General features: G+C 67.4%; 14 protein-coding genes. 7 read left to right on the top strand and 7 right to left on the bottom strand.

The genetic code is table 11. From position 1 onward, the window contains the following. Nucleotides 1–27: 27 nt before the first annotated feature. From QKY98_RS08610 to QKY98_RS08590, 5 genes are all read right to left on the bottom strand, one after another. Entirely contained in the window at nt 28–336 is a 309-nt protein-coding gene (locus QKY98_RS08610) for a cytochrome o ubiquinol oxidase subunit IV (protein ID WP_017641225.1), read from the bottom strand. After that, nucleotides 333–962, bottom strand: a complete 630-nt coding sequence (locus tag QKY98_RS08605) for a cytochrome (ubi)quinol oxidase subunit III (RefSeq protein WP_027602117.1) — start codon at nt 960–962, stop codon at nt 333–335. The genes QKY98_RS08610 and QKY98_RS08605 overlap by 4 nt, the downstream gene beginning before the upstream one ends. Next, nucleotides 959–2992: a cbb3-type cytochrome c oxidase subunit I gene (locus tag QKY98_RS08600; protein WP_502945083.1), complete on the bottom strand. Its 2034-nt coding sequence runs from the start codon at nt 2990–2992 to the stop codon at nt 959–961. The genes QKY98_RS08605 and QKY98_RS08600 overlap by 4 nt, the downstream gene beginning before the upstream one ends. A 22-nt stretch (nt 2993–3014) precedes the next feature. Then, nucleotides 3015–3956 carry a cytochrome ubiquinol oxidase subunit II gene (locus tag QKY98_RS08595; protein WP_284670690.1) on the bottom strand — a complete coding sequence of 314 codons (942 nt, stop codon included), beginning with the start codon at nt 3954–3956 and terminating at the stop codon, nt 3015–3017. Nucleotides 3957–4076: 120 nt separating this feature from the next. Continuing rightward, nucleotides 4077–4976 carry a LysR family transcriptional regulator gene (locus QKY98_RS08590; RefSeq protein WP_007158583.1) on the bottom strand — a complete coding sequence of 300 codons (900 nt, stop codon included), beginning with the start codon at nt 4974–4976 and terminating at the stop codon, nt 4077–4079. 146 nt (nt 4977–5122) lie between these two features. Here QKY98_RS08590 and QKY98_RS08585 point away from each other — a divergent pair, with 146 nt between their 5' ends. The 3 genes from QKY98_RS08585 (at nt 5123) to QKY98_RS08575 (ending at nt 9002) form a co-directional block, all read left to right on the top strand. After that, nucleotides 5123–6202 carry a 4-oxalomesaconate tautomerase gene (locus QKY98_RS08585; protein WP_284670689.1) on the top strand — a complete coding sequence of 360 codons (1080 nt, stop codon included), beginning with the start codon at nt 5123–5125 and terminating at the stop codon, nt 6200–6202. A gap of 58 nt (nt 6203–6260) precedes the next feature. After that, nucleotides 6261–7574: a C4-dicarboxylate transporter DctA gene (gene dctA, locus QKY98_RS08580; protein ID WP_007158581.1), complete on the top strand. Its 1314-nt coding sequence runs from the start codon at nt 6261–6263 to the stop codon at nt 7572–7574. 114 nt (nt 7575–7688) lie between these two features. Next, nucleotides 7689–9002, top strand: a complete 1314-nt coding sequence (locus QKY98_RS08575) for a CitMHS family transporter (protein WP_007158580.1) — start codon at nt 7689–7691, stop codon at nt 9000–9002. A 157-nt stretch (nt 9003–9159) separates the two neighbouring features. On the opposite strand, the gene QKY98_RS08570 is transcribed toward QKY98_RS08575, so the two are convergent. After that, the gene (locus QKY98_RS08570; protein WP_027599585.1) at nt 9160–9948 is read right to left on the bottom strand and encodes a substrate-binding domain-containing protein; all 789 of its coding nucleotides are present in this window, start codon (nt 9946–9948) and stop codon (nt 9160–9162) included. A 151-nt stretch (nt 9949–10099) separates the two neighbouring features. Between QKY98_RS08570 and QKY98_RS08565 the strand changes: the two genes are divergently transcribed. From QKY98_RS08565 to QKY98_RS08555, 3 genes are all read left to right on the top strand, one after another. Further along, nucleotides 10100–10777: a response regulator transcription factor gene (locus QKY98_RS08565; RefSeq protein ID WP_042133829.1), complete on the top strand. Its 678-nt coding sequence runs from the start codon at nt 10100–10102 to the stop codon at nt 10775–10777. After that, complete coding sequence (locus tag QKY98_RS08560) at nt 10755–12128, top strand: sensor histidine kinase (RefSeq protein ID WP_284670688.1); 1374 nt, start codon at nt 10755–10757, stop codon at nt 12126–12128. The genes QKY98_RS08565 and QKY98_RS08560 overlap by 23 nt, the downstream gene beginning before the upstream one ends. Before the next feature lie 113 nt (nt 12129–12241). Further along, nucleotides 12242–13408: a D-alanyl-D-alanine carboxypeptidase family protein gene (locus tag QKY98_RS08555; RefSeq protein WP_007158576.1), complete on the top strand. Its 1167-nt coding sequence runs from the start codon at nt 12242–12244 to the stop codon at nt 13406–13408. Nucleotides 13409–13423: 15 nt separating this feature from the next. On the opposite strand, the gene QKY98_RS08550 is transcribed toward QKY98_RS08555, so the two are convergent. Next, a complete protein-coding gene (locus QKY98_RS08550) occupies nt 13424–14389 on the bottom strand; it encodes an alpha/beta hydrolase (protein WP_284670687.1) in 966 nt (321 codons plus the stop codon). A gap of 277 nt (nt 14390–14666) precedes the next feature. Here QKY98_RS08550 and QKY98_RS08545 point away from each other — a divergent pair, with 277 nt between their 5' ends. Beyond that, the gene (locus QKY98_RS08545; RefSeq protein WP_284670686.1) at nt 14667–15659 is read left to right on the top strand and encodes a helix-turn-helix transcriptional regulator; all 993 of its coding nucleotides are present in this window, start codon (nt 14667–14669) and stop codon (nt 15657–15659) included. Nucleotides 15660–15692: the final 33 nt, after the last annotated feature.

The raw sequence follows: 15692 nt of genomic DNA, 5'->3' as shown, positions 1-15692 counted from the left end.
TTGCCGCGCAGTCGGGCGGCAAGCCGATCAATGCATGCGGTGCTGCAGATCGCCGAGCACCACCAGGCTGCCCACCACCATCAGCACCAGGATCAGGCTGGTGAATAGCAGCAGATAGAGGTCGTGGCGGTGCGAGCGGCCCAGGCTGATATGCAGGAAGCAGCGCAGGTGCACCAGGATCTGCAGCAGACCCAGGCCGAAGATGACCCCCAGGGTGGTGCCGCGCGGCCAGCTCGGGAAGAGCACCAGGCCGATGGGGATCAGACTCAGCGTCACCGCCAGCAGCAGACCGATCACGTAGCTCGTCAGCTCCCGACGATAGTCATCTCTCTTCATGGCAGCAGCCCCTGCAGGTAGACCACCGAGAGGATGGCTACCCAGACGATATCGAGAAAATGCCAGAACAGGCCCAGCCGCATCAGCCGGGTCTTCACCGGCGTATCCAGGCCGAACACCCTGAGTTGCACCAGCATCACCACCAGCCACAGACAGCCACTGGCGACGTGCACCCCGTGCATGCCCACCAGGGCGAAGAAGGCCGAGAGAAAGGCGCTGCGCTGGGGCAGGGCGCCCTTGTCCGCCATGCCGAGGAAGTCGTGCACCTCCAGACCCAGAAAGACCAGGCCCAGCGCCAGGGTCACCAGCAGCCAGGTCACCAGGGGCCGCAGGCGACCCTCGTGGTACTTCATGGCCAGGGACGCCAGGCCATAGGTGAAGCTGCTGGCCAGCAGCACCAGGGTCTGCAGGGTGACACTGCCGATCTCGAAGACGTCCCGGGCGACCGGGCCCCCGGCGGTGGCGTGCTGCAGCGTCGCGTAGATGGCGAACAGCAGCGCGAACACCAGAGCGTCGCTCATCAGGAAGATCCAGAAGCCGAACAGCGAATACTCGGCCTCGGCGTGGGTGGCGTGATCGGTGGCGCCGACATTGAGGCCGGCGTGATTCATGTCGCGCGGACTCATGGGCCCATCTCCGCCAGGCCACGGTTGCCCGGCCCTGTTTCCTCGTCGCGGTTGACCGCTCGCGTCGCGGCGACGAGATCCAGCCAGGCCTCGTGCTCGCGCCGGATGTCTGCAGCGGAAATCAGCCGCTCGGTATCGCGCTGGAAGCTGCGGGCGATCACCGCACCCCAGGCCACCCCCAGGCCGAGCACGGCCAGCCAGCCGATGTGCCAGACCAGCCCGAAGGCGCAGGCAAAGCCTGCGCCCCCGACGATGGCAGGCACCGCGCTGTTCTTTGGCAGTTCGATGTCGGCATAGGTGCGCGGCCGGTCATAGGCCAGGCCGTGCTCCTTGAGCCAGGTGAAGGGGTCGCGGTCGTTGATCGGCAGCGGCACGGCGAAGTTGTATTCCGGCGGCGGCGCGGCCACGGCCCATTCCAGGGTGCGGCCATTCCAGGGGTCGCCCACCGGCACCCGCGTACTGTCGCGGCGGCGGATGCTCACCACCAGCTGGATCACCAGGCTGGCCAGGGCGGCGAGCAGGATCACCGCACCCAGCTCGGCGACCCACAGCAGCGGGGCGAAATCGGGATTGTGGATCGCCTGGCTGCGCCGCGGCAGGCCGGAGACGCCCAGCACGTACAGCGGCATGAAGGCGAGCAGGAAGCCCAGGCCGAAATTCAGGGCGGCGATGCGGCCCCAGCGCTCGTCGAGGCGAAAGCCGAAGGCCTTGGGAAACCAGAAGTGATAGCCGGCCAGCATGCCGAACAGCATCCCGGGGATCAGCATGTTGTGGAAGTGAGCGACCAGGTAGACGGTGTTGTGCACCTGATAGTCCACCGGCGGTGTGGCCAGGGTGATGCCGGTGAGGCCGCCGATGACGAACAGCATGATGAACATCACCGCGTAGATCAGCGGCGTGGTCAGGCGGATGCGCCCGCGGAACATGGTCGCCATCCAGTCGTAGATCTTCACTCCGGTGGGGATGCCGATGAGCATGGTGGCGATGCCGAAGGCGGCATTGATCTTCGGACTCTGGCCCATGGTGAAGAAGTGGTGCAGCCAGACGGTAAAGGACAGCACCGCGATCACCAGGGTGGCCCAGACCAGCGAGTGATAGCCATAGAGCCGCTTGGTGGAGAAGGTGGCGAAGACCTCGGAGAACACCCCGAAGGCCGGCAGGATCAGGATGTACACCTCCGGGTGGCCGAACAGCCAGAACAGGTTGATGTAGTTCATCAGGTTGCCGCCCTGGGTGTTGGTGAAGAAATGGAAGTCCAGGTAGCGGTCCAGGGCCAGCAGCAGGGTGGCCACGGTCAGCGGCGGCATGGCGAAGATCATCAGGATGCTGGTGCACAGCGCCGTCCAGCTGAACAGCGTCATATGGAACAGGCGCATGCCCGGTGTTCTTTCCTTGTAGAGGGTGACGGCGAAGTTGAGGCCGGTCAGGGTGCTGCCGATGGAGCTGAGGGTCAGCGCCCAGATCCAGTAGTCGGGGCCGACGCCGGGCTGGTATTCGGCGCCGGTATAGGGCGGATAGCCGCTCCAGCCACCGGTGGAAAAGCGACCCAGCACCAGTGAGACCATCACCAGAGCGGCACCGGCCACGGTCAGCCAGAGGCTGATGGCGTTGAGCAGCGGAAAGCGCACGTCGCGGGCACCGATCTGCAGCGGCATGACGAAGTTGATCAGCCCGGTAAGGAAGGGCATGGCCACGAAGAACACCATGATGGTGCCGTGGGTGCTGAACAGCTGGCCGAAGTGCTCCGGTGGCAGATAGCCCGGGGCATCGATGGCCAGGGCCTGCTGGGTGCGCATCATCACGCCTTCCACCACGCCGCGGCTGAACATCACCAGGGCCAGCACCACATACATGATGCCGATGCGCTTGTGGTCCAGGCTGGTGAACCACTCCTGCCAGAGATAGCGCCATTTGCCGAGCCAGGTGATCACCCCGGCGGTGGCCAGGGCGCCAAGGATCACCACGCTGGCGCCGCAGGTGGCGACCAGGCTGTAGAAGGGCAGGGCGTCGTAGCCCAGGCGACCGAACAGCAGGTGCCAGAGGGCCGAGGAATCAGTCATGGGTGGCTCCCTGGAAGGTGGCGCAGGCGGGTACCGGATCCTGGCGATAGCGCGCCAGCACCCAGGCGAAGAGGGCGGGTTGGGTCAGGCGCAACTCGGCGGCCCGCTCCAGGGTGCCGGGGCGGGACAGCACTTGGTAATGGGCGCAATCCAGCGCCTCGCGGGTCTGGCTGACGCCTTGGGTCCAGCTGGCGAAGTCCTGCGCATCCAGCACCCGGATCGGGAAATGCTGATCCTGGAAGCCTTCGCCGCTGTACTGGGCGTTGCGGCCCTCGAACTGGCCGGGCGCGGGAATCTGCAGGTAGCGCTGGGTCTGCATGCCGGCCATGGCGTAGATCTGGCCACCGAGGCGCGGCAACAGCAGGGATTGCATCACCGTATCGCTGGTGAGTCTGAGCTGCACCGGGCGTCCGGCTGGCAGGACCAGTTCATTGACCGTGGCGATGCCCTGTTCGGGATAGAGAAACAGCCACTTCCAGTCCAGGCCGATCACCTGGACCTCCAGCGGCGCCTGGCTGGGCGTCGGCGAGCGATAGGGATCGAGGCTGTGGGTGCGGGTCCAGACCAGCACCGCCAGCACCGCGACGATCAGCGCCGGCACGCCCCAGGCGAAGATGTCCAGCAGCCAGGAGAATTCCCAGCGCGGCCGGTAGGCGGCGCGCGTGTTGCCGTGGCGATAGCGCCAGACGATCAGCGGGGTGAGCAGGATCACCGGCAGGACCACCACCAGCGCCAGGCCGATGATCCACAGCAGCAGGTCGCGTTCGCCACTGGCGGCGAGACCGGCCGGGGCGAGAAAGCCTTGCTGTAGCGGCGAACAGCCAGTGAGCGAAGCGGCCAGCAGCAGGCCGGCCAGGGACCCGACCGCCAGACGGCGCCTCGAGGTGCTCCCCGGGCAGGGAGAAGTAGGACGCGACTTTCGCGCAAGGGACATGAGCGGACTCGACCGTAACCAGTTGTTGCAGCCAACAGACCGCCCGAGCAGGCGAGCCGTTCACTGGATACTGGCGCTTGGCCGCCCCGCCTCAGGACGCGCTGGCGTACAGGCCGCGAGCTAGGGCTGTTCGGTCTTCCACTGGCCGAGCAGGATGGCGACGAATTTTTCCGCGGCGGGCGACAGCGAGGCGCCGCGACGCGAGACCAGGCCCAGCGTCCGGGTCACCTCTGGATCGCTGAGGGGCACGCTGACCAGGGTCGGGTGGTCGGCATCCGGCATGGCCAGACTGGGCATGGCCGAGACGCCGAGGCCGGCTTCCACCATGCCCAGGGAGGTGGACAGGTGCTGCACCTCATAGAACCACTTGGGGCGAATGCCGCGGGCGGAGAGGGCATGATCGAGCAGCACCCGGTTGCCGCTCAGACGTCCCACGCCGATCAGCCGGTGCTCGACCAGCTCGGCCCAGCTGATCGACGGGCGCCCGGCCAGTTCGTGGTCGCGCCGGCAGGCCAGCACGAATTGCTCCTGCACCAGGGGCACGAATTCGATGTCCGGGTGCTGACCGCTGAGCATGTTGATGCCGAAGTCGGCTTCGCCGCGCAGCACGGCTTCCAGTCCGTCGTTGGCGCTGAGGTCCAGCAGGCGGATGCGGATCTTGGGGTATTGCTCGTTGTACTGGCGGATCACCGAGGGCAGGAAGTAGAAGGCCGCGGTGGGGATGCAGGCCAGGGTGACCTGGCCGGTCTGGCGCTCGGCCAGTTCGCGGATGCTGAGGATGGAGTCCTCGAAGTCGTCCAGCAGCCGCCGCGCCTTGGGCAGGAAATCGCGGCCGACGCTGGTGAGGCCGACGCGACGAGTGGTGCGTTCGAGCAGGGGCGTGCCCAGGCCGTCTTCCAGCTTCTTGATACGCCGGCTCAGGGCCGGCTGTGACAGGTGCAGGGCATCGGCGGCCTCGTGGAAGCTGCCCAGTTCGGCGATTTTCACGAAAGATCGAATATCTTGCAGCTCGTAGTCCATGAACACCCCGTTTCGGAAAGCCGGCTTTATTGATTATCCAAGTGGAATAATAGTGCTGATATTTGCATTGGATAGATTTATATCCGGCTGCCAATCTTGTTTCCAGAACATCAATAACCGCTATTGATCAACAAGAGTCAGCAGTCATGCAACGTATTCCCTGCGTTCTCATGCGAGGCGGCACCTCCAAGGGCCCCTTCTTCCACGCCAGTGACCTGCCCAGCGATCCCGCCGCGCGCGACGAGATGCTGATCGACCTCATGGGTGCCGGCCACGAGCTGGAAATCGACGGCATCGGTGGCGGCAGTCCGCAGACCAGCAAGGTCGCCATCATCAGCCCGTCCAGTCATCCCGATGCCGACGTGGATTACCTCTTCGTCCAGGTGATGGTCGCCGAGCGGCGCGTCGATACCGCACCCAACTGCGGCAACATGCTCTGCGCCGTGGGGCCCTTCGCGGTGGAGCAGGGGCTGGTTGCCGCGAGAGATGGCAAGACCCTGGTGCGTATCCGCAACCTCAACACCAACAGTTTCGTCGATTCCCTGGTGCATACGCCCGGCGGCCTGGTGCGCTATGAAGGCGACACCGCCATCGACGGCGTGCCCGGCACCGCCGCGCCGGTGCAGCTGACCTTTCTCGACGCCGTGGGCAGCAAAACCGGCCAGCTGTTTCCCACCGGCCAGGCCACGGATGTCTTCGACGGCGTGCCGGTGACCTGCATCGACATGGCCATGCCGATGATGATCGTCGAGGCCCGCCACCTGGGCGTGACCGGCAGCGAGCGGCCGGCCGAACTGGACGCCAACGCGGCGCTGCTGGCGCGGCTGGAAGCCCTGCGGCTGCAGGCGGGTCGGGCCATGGGCCTGGGCGATGTCAGCGGCAAGGTGATCCCCAAGCCGGTGCTGATTTCCGCGCCCCAGCAGGGCGGCACCCTGCAGGTGCGTTATTTCATGCCACACAGCTGCCACCGGGCGCTGGCCATCACCGGCTCCATCGGCCTGGCCACCGCCTGCGTCACCCCGGAGACCGTGGTGATGGGGCTGCTCGGCGAGTCGGCGCGTGACCTGACGCACGTCCGCCTGGAGCATCCCAGCGGCGGGATCGACGTGGTGCTGTCGCGCGGCGGCGCGGACGGCACTACCATCCAGGCCTCGGTCGTCCGGACCGCGCGCCGTCTGTTCGCCGGCCATGTCTACGCGCCCACCGCGCGGAGGCTCGCCGGCTGACGTAGCACCTGACCCTCCACCAGCGCATCCGCACAACTTCAATAAACGGTGATGCCCCATGAAACTTGCCAAATCGCTGTACTTCCAGATCCTCTGCGCCGTGGTCCTCGGGGTGCTGGTCGGTCACTTCTGGGCGCAACAGGCCGTCGCGCTCAAGCCCCTGGGTGACGCCTTCATCAAACTGATCAAGATGATGATCGCCCCGGTGGTGTTCTGCACCATCGTCACGGGCATCGCCGGCATGACCGACAAGAGCACCCTGGGCCGGCTGATGGGCAAGACGCTGCTGCTGTTCCTAGTGCTCACCGTCATCAGCCTGTTCATCGGCCTCGGCGCGGTCTATCTGTTCCAGCCCGGCGTGGGCATGAACATCGATCCCGCGACCCTGAGCACCGCCAGCATCGCCCAGTACACGGCGTCGGCGGCCAAGCTCAGCGTGGTGGACTTCTTCATGCACATCATCCCGGACACCTTCATGGGGGCGTTCAACAAGGGTGAGGTGCTGCCGGTGCTGTTCATCGCCGTGCTTTGCGGCTTCGCCCTGTCCGCCATGGGCGAGCGCGGCCGGCCGGTGCTGGACGTGCTGGAGTCGGCGTCGCAGATGGTCTTCCGCATCTTCGGCTACCTGATGCGCTTCGCCCCGGTGGGTGCCTTCGGCGCCCTGGCCTTTACCGTGGGCCAGTACGGCATCACCTCGCTGGGCTCCCTGGCCAAGCTGATCGCCACCCTCTACATCGCCTGCGCCTTCTTCGTCTTCGTGGTGCTGGGCGCGCTGTGCCGCTCGCGCGGCTTCAGCCTGTGGAAGCTGTTGCGCTACTTCCGCGAGGAATTCCTAGTGGTGCTGGGCACCTCGTCCACCGAGCCGGTGCTGCCGCGCATGCTGCAGAAGCTCGAAGGCCTGGGCTGCAAGAAGGGCGTGGTCGGTCTGGTGCTGCCCACCGGCTACTCCTTCAACCTGGACGGCACCGCCATCTACCTGTCGCTGGCCGCGGTCTTCATCGCCCAGGCCTGCAACATCGACCTCACCGTCGGCCAGACCCTGACCATGCTGGCGATCATGCTGCTGTCCTCCAAGGGCGCGGCAGGGGTGACCGGCAGCGGCTTCGTCGCCCTGGCCTCGACCCTCACCGTGATCCACGACATCCCCCTGGCCGGGCTGGCGCTGCTCATCGGCATCGATCGCTTCATGTCCGAGGCCCGCGCCCTCACCAGCCTGGCCAGCAACGCCGTGGCCACCGTGGTGATCGCGCTGGGCGAGGGCGCCTGCGATCGCGACAAGCTGATGCGCGCCCTGGCCAGTGGCAAGGCCGAACCCGTGGCGCTGCCCGAGGCCGCCGAGTGGACGGCACCGGACGTTCGTCCCCACGCCTGATCGTTCCAACCCCGCTACCGCTGCAATCCCACCTCCGCGCCGTCAGCTGGCCGGAGGCGGGGATCGGCTGGCCCGCGTCCGGCCAGACCCACAACAAGAACAAGGGATATGCCTATGCTCGCGCTTCTCGGTCTGATCATGGTGGTGACCTTCACCTACCTGATCATGAGCAAACGTCTGTCGCCCATCGTGGCGCTCACCGTGGTGCCCATCGTCTTCGCCCTCATCGGTGGCTTCGCCCCCACCACCGGCAAGATGATGCTCGACGGCCTGAAGATGGTGGCGCCCTCGGCGGCGCTGCTGCTGTTCGCCATCCTCTTCTTCGGCCTGATGATCGACGCCGGGCTGTTCGATCCGCTGATCCGCAAGATCCTCAAGCGCGTCAACGGCGACCCGGTCAAGATCGCCATCGGCACCGCGCTGCTCTCGCTGCTGGTGGCCCTGGACGGCGACGGCACCACCACCTACATGATCACCTGCGCGGCCATGCTGCCGCTGTACAAACGCATCGGCATGAATCCCATGGTGCTGGCGACCGTCTCCATGCTCTCCCTGAGCATCATGAGCGGCATGAGTCCCTGGGGCGGCCCGGCCACCCGCGCCATCGCCGCGCTGGGGCTGGACGCCACCGCCTACTTCATTCCCATGCTGCCCACGGTGATCGGCGGAGCGGCCTGGGTGGTCTTCACCGCCTACCTATTGGGTCGCCGCGAGCGCGCGCGCATCGGCAACGTCGCCCTGGAGAGCGGCGGGGCGGCCGGCGGCAAGTGCTACATCGAGGAGATCCTCGGTGATTCGCCGACCAAGCGGCCGCGCCTGGCCTACGTCAACCTGGTGCTGGTGATCGCGGTGATGACCGCCCTGGTCATGGGCGTGATGCACGCCGCCATCCTCTTCATGATCGGCTTCGTGCTGGCGCTGATGATCAACTATCCGCAACTGGAGCTGCAGAAGGAGCGCATCCTGGCCCACTCCGGCAATGCCATGACCGTGGTGCTGCTGGTGTTCGCCGCGGGCATCTTCGCCGGCATCTTTTCCGGCACCAAGATGGTCGACGCCCTGGCCCAGACCCTGGTCGACTGGATTCCGCCGGCCTGGGGCCACTGGTTCCCGCTGGTGGTGGCCATCACCAGCATGCCGCTGACCTTCGTGCTGTCCAACGATGCCTACTACTTCGGCGTGGTGCCCATCCTGGCCAACGCCGCCGCGGCCTACGGCATCGATCCGGTGGAGATCGCCCGCGCCTCGGTGCTGGGCCAGCCGGTGCACCTGATGAGTCCGCTGGTGGCCTCGACGCTGCTGCTGGTGGGTATGGTCGACCGCGACATCGGCGACTTCCAGAAGGCCACCGTCAAATGGGCGGTGCTGACCTCCCTGGTCATCACCGCCATCGCCCTGCTCACCGGCGCCATCTCCTTCTTCGTCTGACGCCGGCGGAGCAACTGTCTTTATCGCGGCCATGCCGGTGCGCCGTAGCGGCCGCTCCTACGGTGGCGTCCGTGCCTGTAGGAGCGGCCCATGGCCGCGATATGCGATCAAGACAGTTGCTCCTACAAAAGCATCAACCGCTGTGGGAGCGGCCTTATTACTGCTGCGCCGGAATGGGCTTGAGACCGCTGTCCTCGATGGCCTTGGCGGCGTCTTTCGAGGCCAGGTACTGCAGCAGGGCGCGCGCGGCATCCGGGTGCGTGCTCTTGCTGACCACGGCGCCGGAATAGAGGGTCATCTTCTGCGCCTGGTCGGGGATCAGGCCGACGATGTCGATGCCCTGCACCGGCTTCAACTCGCTCAGCTGCTGGAAGCCCAGCTGCGCCTCGCCGCGGGCGACGACTTCGCCCACCGGCTCGGCGGGGATCATGCGCGCCTTGGCCTTGAAGGCATCGCTCAGCTGCATGCGCGGGAACAGGATGTGGGCCAGGTAGACACCGCTGGCGCTGTCGGAATAGGCCACCGACTGGGCGCTTTCCAGGCTCTGCTTGAAGGCCTCCATGGTGGAGATGTCCGGCTTGGGCGCGCCCTTGCGCACCGCCATGGCGATGAAGGATTGCCCCAGGTCGACGCGGCTGTCCTTGAGCGCCTGGCCGTTGGCGACCAGCTTGTCCAGCGCCGAACCCACCATCAGCACCACGTCGGCCGGCTCGTTGCGGGCCAGGCGCTGGGGGATGGCCTGGGGCGTGTCGCCCATGGACGGCGCGGCGGCGATGTCCAGTTTCACGCCAGTGGCCTTTTCATAGGCCGGGGCGACTTCGCGGATGGCGCCCATGATGCCGCCCGAGCTCAGCACCGTGAGGGTGGTGACGGGTTGTGCGGCCAGCAGTGGCGTGGAGGCCAGCAGCAGGGCGCCAAGGGCGAGGGTGGGCAGACGTCGAAACATGGTGAAGACTCCAGGGTGAAAAGACCGACGATAGACCGCGGGCGAGGCGGAAGCGCGTTAGTCCGAATGAAGAAAAATTTAATTTACCGACCTGGTCGTTTTCCCTAGGGTGTCCGGTCCGCCAGACCGGGCGCCAGATCCAGAGGCCATCATGACCCAGGCTTTGGTCATCGAAGACGACGAGGTGACCGCCCACGCCATCGCCAGCGAATTGCGGGCGCAAGACTATCAGGTACGTTGGGAAAGCACCGGCCGCGAGGGCCTGGCCGCGGCCATCGCCGGCGGCCACGACATCATCACCCTCGACCGCATGCTGCCGGACTTCGATGGCCTGACCATCGTCAGCACCCTGCGTGGCCTCGGCATCGCCACCCCGGTGCTGATGCTCAGCGCCCTGTCCGATGTCGACGAGCGCGTGCGCGGCCTGAGATGCGGCGGTGACGATTACCTGACCAAGCCCTTTTCCCTGGTGGAGATGATGGCCCGCCTGGAGGCGCTGCTCAGACGGCCGGGCGCGCAGTCCGCCAGTCACCAGCTGCGGGTCGGCGAGCTGACCCTGGACCTGATCGAGAACACCCTGACCCGGGCCGGCGAGGCCATCGCCCTGCTGCCCACCGAATTCAAGATCCTCACCTACCTGATGCGCAACGCCGGGCAACTGGTGACCCGTACCATGCTCTTCGAGCAGGTCTGGGGCTATCACTTCGATCCGGGCACCAACATCATCGACGTGCACATGGGGCGGCTCAGACGCAAGATCGAGCGGGTCGGGCGGCCGCTGGTGCATACCGTTCGCGGAGCCGGCTATGTCCTCGTCGTCCCGGACTAGGCGCTGGCGCTCGGGCAGCAGCCGCCTGCTGGCGCTCTATGCGCTGCTCTTCGTGGCCTGGGGCGCGGTCTTCACCGGGGTGCTCTACTGGCAGATCTCCGGTTACCTGGGCGCCGTGGCGGAGCGCACCCTGCTGCAGCGGGCGCACTACTACGGCAAGGTGGCAGATGCCGACCTGCTGGGCGAGCTGCAGGCCAGCGAGGTCTATTCCATGCCCGGCATCGACGCCTACGGCCTGTTCGAGGCCGATGGGCGCCTTGTGGCCGGCAACCTGGTCAAGCTCCTGCGCAACCTGCCGGACGACGGCCGGGTGCACTACCTGCAGCGCGGCCTCAGGACCACCGACGCCCTGGACGAGACCCGCAGCAGCCATGCCTTTCTGCAGCGCCGCGCCGACGGCCGCATCCTGGTGCTGGCCCGCGACGGCGGCTCCATTTCGGCGGTGGGCGGCATCATCGGCCAGGCGCTGTTCTGGGGTCTGTCGCTGACCCTGATCCCTGGCCTGGTCGGCTGGCACCTGTTGCGGCGGCGACCGCTGCGGCGCGTCGAGCGACTGCAACGCAGCCTGGAACGGATCGTCGCCGGTCACCTGGAGGAACGCCTGCCACTGTCGCCGCGCCACGACGAGCTGGACATGCTGGCCGATGCGGTCAATACCACCCTGGCGCAGCTGGAGCGCTCGATGCACGAGGTGAAGGGCGTCTGCGACGGCATCGCCCATGACCTGCGCACCCCGCTGACGCGGCTGCGGGCGCGCCTGCACCAGCTGCAGCAACTGCCGCTGGCCGAACCCCAGGCCGACAGCCTCGGCGAGGCGCTGGCCGAGACCGAGGCCATCATGTCGCGCTTCCAGGGCCTGCTGCGCATCTCCGAGCTGGAGGACACCCGGCGGCGCATGGCCTTCGCGCCCCTGGACCTGGCCGCGCTGCTGCGCCAGGCCCATGACTTCTACGAACCCCTGGCCCAGGAAAAGGCCCAGACCCTGAGCCTGGAATTGGGCGAGGGGTTACCAGAGGTGCAGGGCGACGCCGAATTGCTGTTCGAGGCGCTGGTCAATCTGCTCGACAACGCCCTCAAGTTCGCTCCCGAAGGGGGCAGGGTGCGGCTGGTGGCGCGTGGCGTCGGCCTGGCGGTGCGCATCGAGGTGATCGACGACGGCCCCGGCATTCCCGAGGCCGAGCGCGAGAGCGTGCTGCGCCGGCTCTATCGCGGCGATGCCAGTCGCCAGCAACCGGGCTATGGCCTGGGCCTGTCGCTGGTGGCGGCCATCGTGCGGTTGCATGGCTTCAGCCTGAGCATCGAGGCGGCCGAACCGGTGGGCGCGCGGGTGATCATCACCAGCGCCGGGTGAGGTGCGCCTTCCTAAATTTTTCTTCATTTTGCTTCATTTGAGACCGGGGCAGGGCTCTCCCAGGATGGCGGGCCCCTCCTGCCACACCGGATCTGCCGCTCGTGAAACACCCCTTGCTACTGGGCCTCGCCGCCCTGGGTCTCGCCTGGCTCGGCCAGGTCGAGGCCGCGCCCGCCGCTGCGCCCGCCGCCACGGTGCTGATTCCTTCGCCGCCCCAGCTCTCGGCCAAGGCCTGGGTGCTGATGGATGCCACCACCGGCCAGGTGATCGCCGAAGAGAATGCCCACGAGCACCTGCCGCCGGCCAGCCTGACCAAGCTGATGACCGTCTATGTGGCGACCCGCGACATCCAGGCCGGCCAGCTCAAGGCCGACGACCCGGTCACCGTCAGCGAGCACGCCTGGCGCACCGAAGGCTCGCGGATGTTTCTCGATCCGCGCAGCCAGGTGTCGGTCCACGATCTCCTGCAGGGCATCGTCATCGACTCGGGTAACGACGCCAGCGTGGCCCTGGCCGAGCACATCGCCGGCAGCAACGAGAGCTTTGCCAGCCTGATGAACGCCACCGCGCAGCGGCTGGGCCTGCACGACAGTCACTTCATGAATCCCACCGGGCTGCCCGACCCCGAGCACTTTTCCTCGCCCTACGACATGGCGCTGCTGGCCCGCGCCATCATCCAGGACGAGTCGGCCTACTATGAGCTCTATGCCAGGAAGTACTTCACCTGGAACGGCATCCGCCAACCCAATCGCAACCTGCTGCTGTGGCGCGACCACACCGTGGACGGCCTCAAGACCGGGCATACCGAGGCGGCTGGCTACTGCATGGTCACCTCGGCGCTGCGCGACGGACGCCGGCTGATCACCGCGGTGTTCGGTTCCAACTCGATCAACAACCGCGCGGCGGACACCCAGAAGCTGCTGACCTACGGCTATCGCTTCTTCGACAACCTGAGCCTCGACAAGGCCGGCGTCGCCCTGGGCACCCCGGCGATCTGGGAGGGCGAGCAGGCGACCCTGCCGGTGGGCGTGACCGAGGACGTGGTGCTGACCCGTCCCAAGGGCCAGCAACCGCCCGAGCGCCGCCTGGTACTGAACGAGCCGCTGGTGGCGCCCATCGCCCAGGGCGCGGTGGTCGGCCGCCTGGAGCTGGTGGAGGGCGACCGCGTCCTGCAGACCCGCCCGCTGGTGGCCCTGGAGGCGGCGGCGCAGGGCGGCTGGTGGTCGCGCTGGCCAGAGCACCTCTACCGGCTGGTGTTGCACTGGTTCGGCCGGGTCTGACCCGCGCGGGCGGCCTCAGGTCGCCTGCTGCAGGTGCTCGCGCAGAAAGGCATTCATCCTTTCCAGGGTCCAGCGCACGCCTGGCAGCACCCCAAGCATCTCGATGAAGCCATGGATCATGCCCGGCAACTCGTGGTACTCCACGGCGTTGCCGGCGCCGATCAGCGCCTGGGCATAGAGGCGGGCATCGTCGCGCAGGGCGTCGCATTCGGCGCCGAAGATCAGCGCCGGCGGCAGGTTGGCATGGGAGGGGGCATAGAGCGGCGAGACGCGCGGGTCGCGGGTGTCCACGTCCTGGAGATACATCCCCGAGAAGTAATCCATCATCGGCCGGGTCAGCGGTGGGACCTCGGCATTCTCGATGCGCGAGGGGTGGTTCCAGGCCTCGGGCGTGTTGTCGACGCCGGGGTAGATCAGCACCTGGGCCTTGAGCCGGATCGGTCCTTCGCGCAGGTGCAGCGCGGCCATGGCCGCCAGGCCACCGCCGGCGCTGTCGCCGGCCACGGCGACGCGGTCGAGATCGAGATTCAGGGCGCTGCCGGCCTCGGCCAGCCAGTGCAGGGCGGCCAGCACATCGTCGGGGCTCGCCGGTGCCGGATGCTCGGGGGCGAGGGCATAGTGCACCGCCAGCACCGCGAAGCCGGTGCCCAGGGCGATCTGGCGGCAGAGCGAATCATGGCTGTCCAGGTCGCCGATCACCCAGCCACCGCCGTGCAGATAGACCACCAGCGGGCGCGGTCGATCGTCTTCCGCATAGGGGCGGTAGAGACGCAGCGGGATGGGGCCGAGGGGACCGGGAGCGCTGAGTTCGTCCACCCGCGTCACCGGCGCCGGCGGCAGGCCAAGGGCGCGATTCAGCTGCACATAGGCGGCGCGCGCCTGCGCCGGGGTGAGGCTATCCAGCGGCGGCTGCGGGTGGGCGGCCAGCTGCGCCAGCAGGCCGGCCACCTCGGGAGTGAGGCGCGCGAAGACGTCGGGCATGGGGCTTCTCCTGTGGTCCCGGGCGCCAGGATGGACGCCGGGTCGCCGCCAGCCTCGCCGCAGGCTTGGGGCGGGTCTATCGATCAGATGAACGATGGCGGCGGCTGTTGGACCTCGGCTAGCCCGCGGCCGTTGCGCGGGCGCGCCCGTGGCTGAGGGCGGCCTATCCTGCATCTGAACGATAGGCGCGCCGCCGCGGTACGGTAGACTCGGACCCAAGCCAGGCCTCGTCAGGGGGCCGGCATCCTACCCAGACAATCAAAACAATGGGGGTAGCATGGATCAGTCAGCCGTCGTTTCCTGCAGTGTGCCCAGCGACGTGGTCGCACGCTTCAGCCAGGTCGTCCTGGCCCTGCAAGCCCGCCTGCGGGGCGGAGCCATCACCGAATTCCATGCCCAGGCCCTGGCGCAGCTGCAGCGCCTGGTCGCCTTCGACAAGGCCTGGTGGGGCAACTCCGCCTGGCGCGACGGCGTCCCCGTGGCGCACAGCACCTTTCTGCTGGGGCTGCCCGGCAGCTATACCCGCGAATGGGATGCCCTCAAGGCCGACGACCGCACCCTCGGCGACCTGCACCTGGTGCAGGGGCGCTGCCAGGTGTTCGACTGCCAGGACCTGACGGCTTCGCCGAGCCTGGCGGCCCTGGGGCAGCGGTATGGCCTGGCCCACGGCCTGCGCATCGTGCTCACCGATGACCAGACCCGCCTGGGTGTCCACCTCACGCTGTTCCGCGAACATCCCGCCACCCCCTTCACCGCCATGGAATGCCAGCTGGTGGAATGGCTGATGCCGCACCTGCTGCATGCCGAGCGCGAGAGTTGCCTGCGCACCCTGGCGACCCTGAGAGACAGCCAGGGCAGCTTCGACGAACTGGCCCTGGCGGTGTGCGATCGCTATGGCGTGCTGCTGTCCATGGAGCCCGGCTTCGCCGCCCTGCTGGCGGGAGAGTGGGAGGGCTGGCAGGGCAATCGCCTGCCGCCCGCCTGCGATCCCCAGGGTACCTACCAGGGCCGTACCCTGCAGCTCGAGGCCCAGCCGCTGGGCGATCTGCTGCTGCTCAAGGCGCGCCGGCGCAGTTCGGCGGAACGCCTCAGTGCCCGCGAGCTGGAAGTGGCCCAGTGCTTCGCCCTCGGCCAGACCTACAAGGAAGTCGCCCGCAACCTGGGCATGGCGCCGGCCACGGTCCGTCATCACCTGAGGCGCATCTACGAGAAGCTCGGCGTCAACCGCAAGGCGCAGATCGCGCAACAGGTCGCCGCCGCGCCGGACTGATCTCCCCCTGATCCCTACGCCAAGACCGGGCGC

The organism is Pseudomonas sp. HR1 (assembly GCF_030175875.1).
In the GTDB taxonomy this organism is placed as follows: domain Bacteria; phylum Pseudomonadota; class Gammaproteobacteria; order Pseudomonadales; family Pseudomonadaceae; genus Chryseomonas; species Chryseomonas oryzihabitans.
Note: the sequence above shows the minus strand (reverse complement) of the source record. Positions and strands in the feature narration are given on the sequence as shown.

Coding starts and splice junctions, on each gene's coding strand:
- dctA (WP_007158581.1), top strand. CDS start 6,261: ATGAAACTTGCCAAATCGCTGTACTTCCAGATCCTCTGCGCCGTGGTC.
- QKY98_RS08565 (WP_042133829.1), top strand. CDS start 10,100: ATGACCCAGGCTTTGGTCATCGAAGACGACGAGGTGACCGCCCACGCC.
- QKY98_RS08595 (WP_284670690.1), bottom strand. CDS start 3,956: ATGTCCCTTGCGCGAAAGTCGCGTCCTACTTCTCCCTGCCCGGGGAGC.
- QKY98_RS08545 (WP_284670686.1), top strand. CDS start 14,667: ATGGATCAGTCAGCCGTCGTTTCCTGCAGTGTGCCCAGCGACGTGGTC.
- QKY98_RS08560 (WP_284670688.1), top strand. CDS start 10,755: ATGTCCTCGTCGTCCCGGACTAGGCGCTGGCGCTCGGGCAGCAGCCGC.
- QKY98_RS08585 (WP_284670689.1), top strand. CDS start 5,123: ATGCAACGTATTCCCTGCGTTCTCATGCGAGGCGGCACCTCCAAGGGC.
- QKY98_RS08550 (WP_284670687.1), bottom strand. CDS start 14,389: ATGCCCGACGTCTTCGCGCGCCTCACTCCCGAGGTGGCCGGCCTGCTG.
- QKY98_RS08610 (WP_017641225.1), bottom strand. CDS start 336: ATGAAGAGAGATGACTATCGTCGGGAGCTGACGAGCTACGTGATCGGT.
- QKY98_RS08590 (WP_007158583.1), bottom strand. CDS start 4,976: ATGGACTACGAGCTGCAAGATATTCGATCTTTCGTGAAAATCGCCGAA.
- QKY98_RS08575 (WP_007158580.1), top strand. CDS start 7,689: ATGCTCGCGCTTCTCGGTCTGATCATGGTGGTGACCTTCACCTACCTG.
- QKY98_RS08570 (WP_027599585.1), bottom strand. CDS start 9,948: ATGTTTCGACGTCTGCCCACCCTCGCCCTTGGCGCCCTGCTGCTGGCC.
- QKY98_RS08605 (WP_027602117.1), bottom strand. CDS start 962: ATGAGTCCGCGCGACATGAATCACGCCGGCCTCAATGTCGGCGCCACC.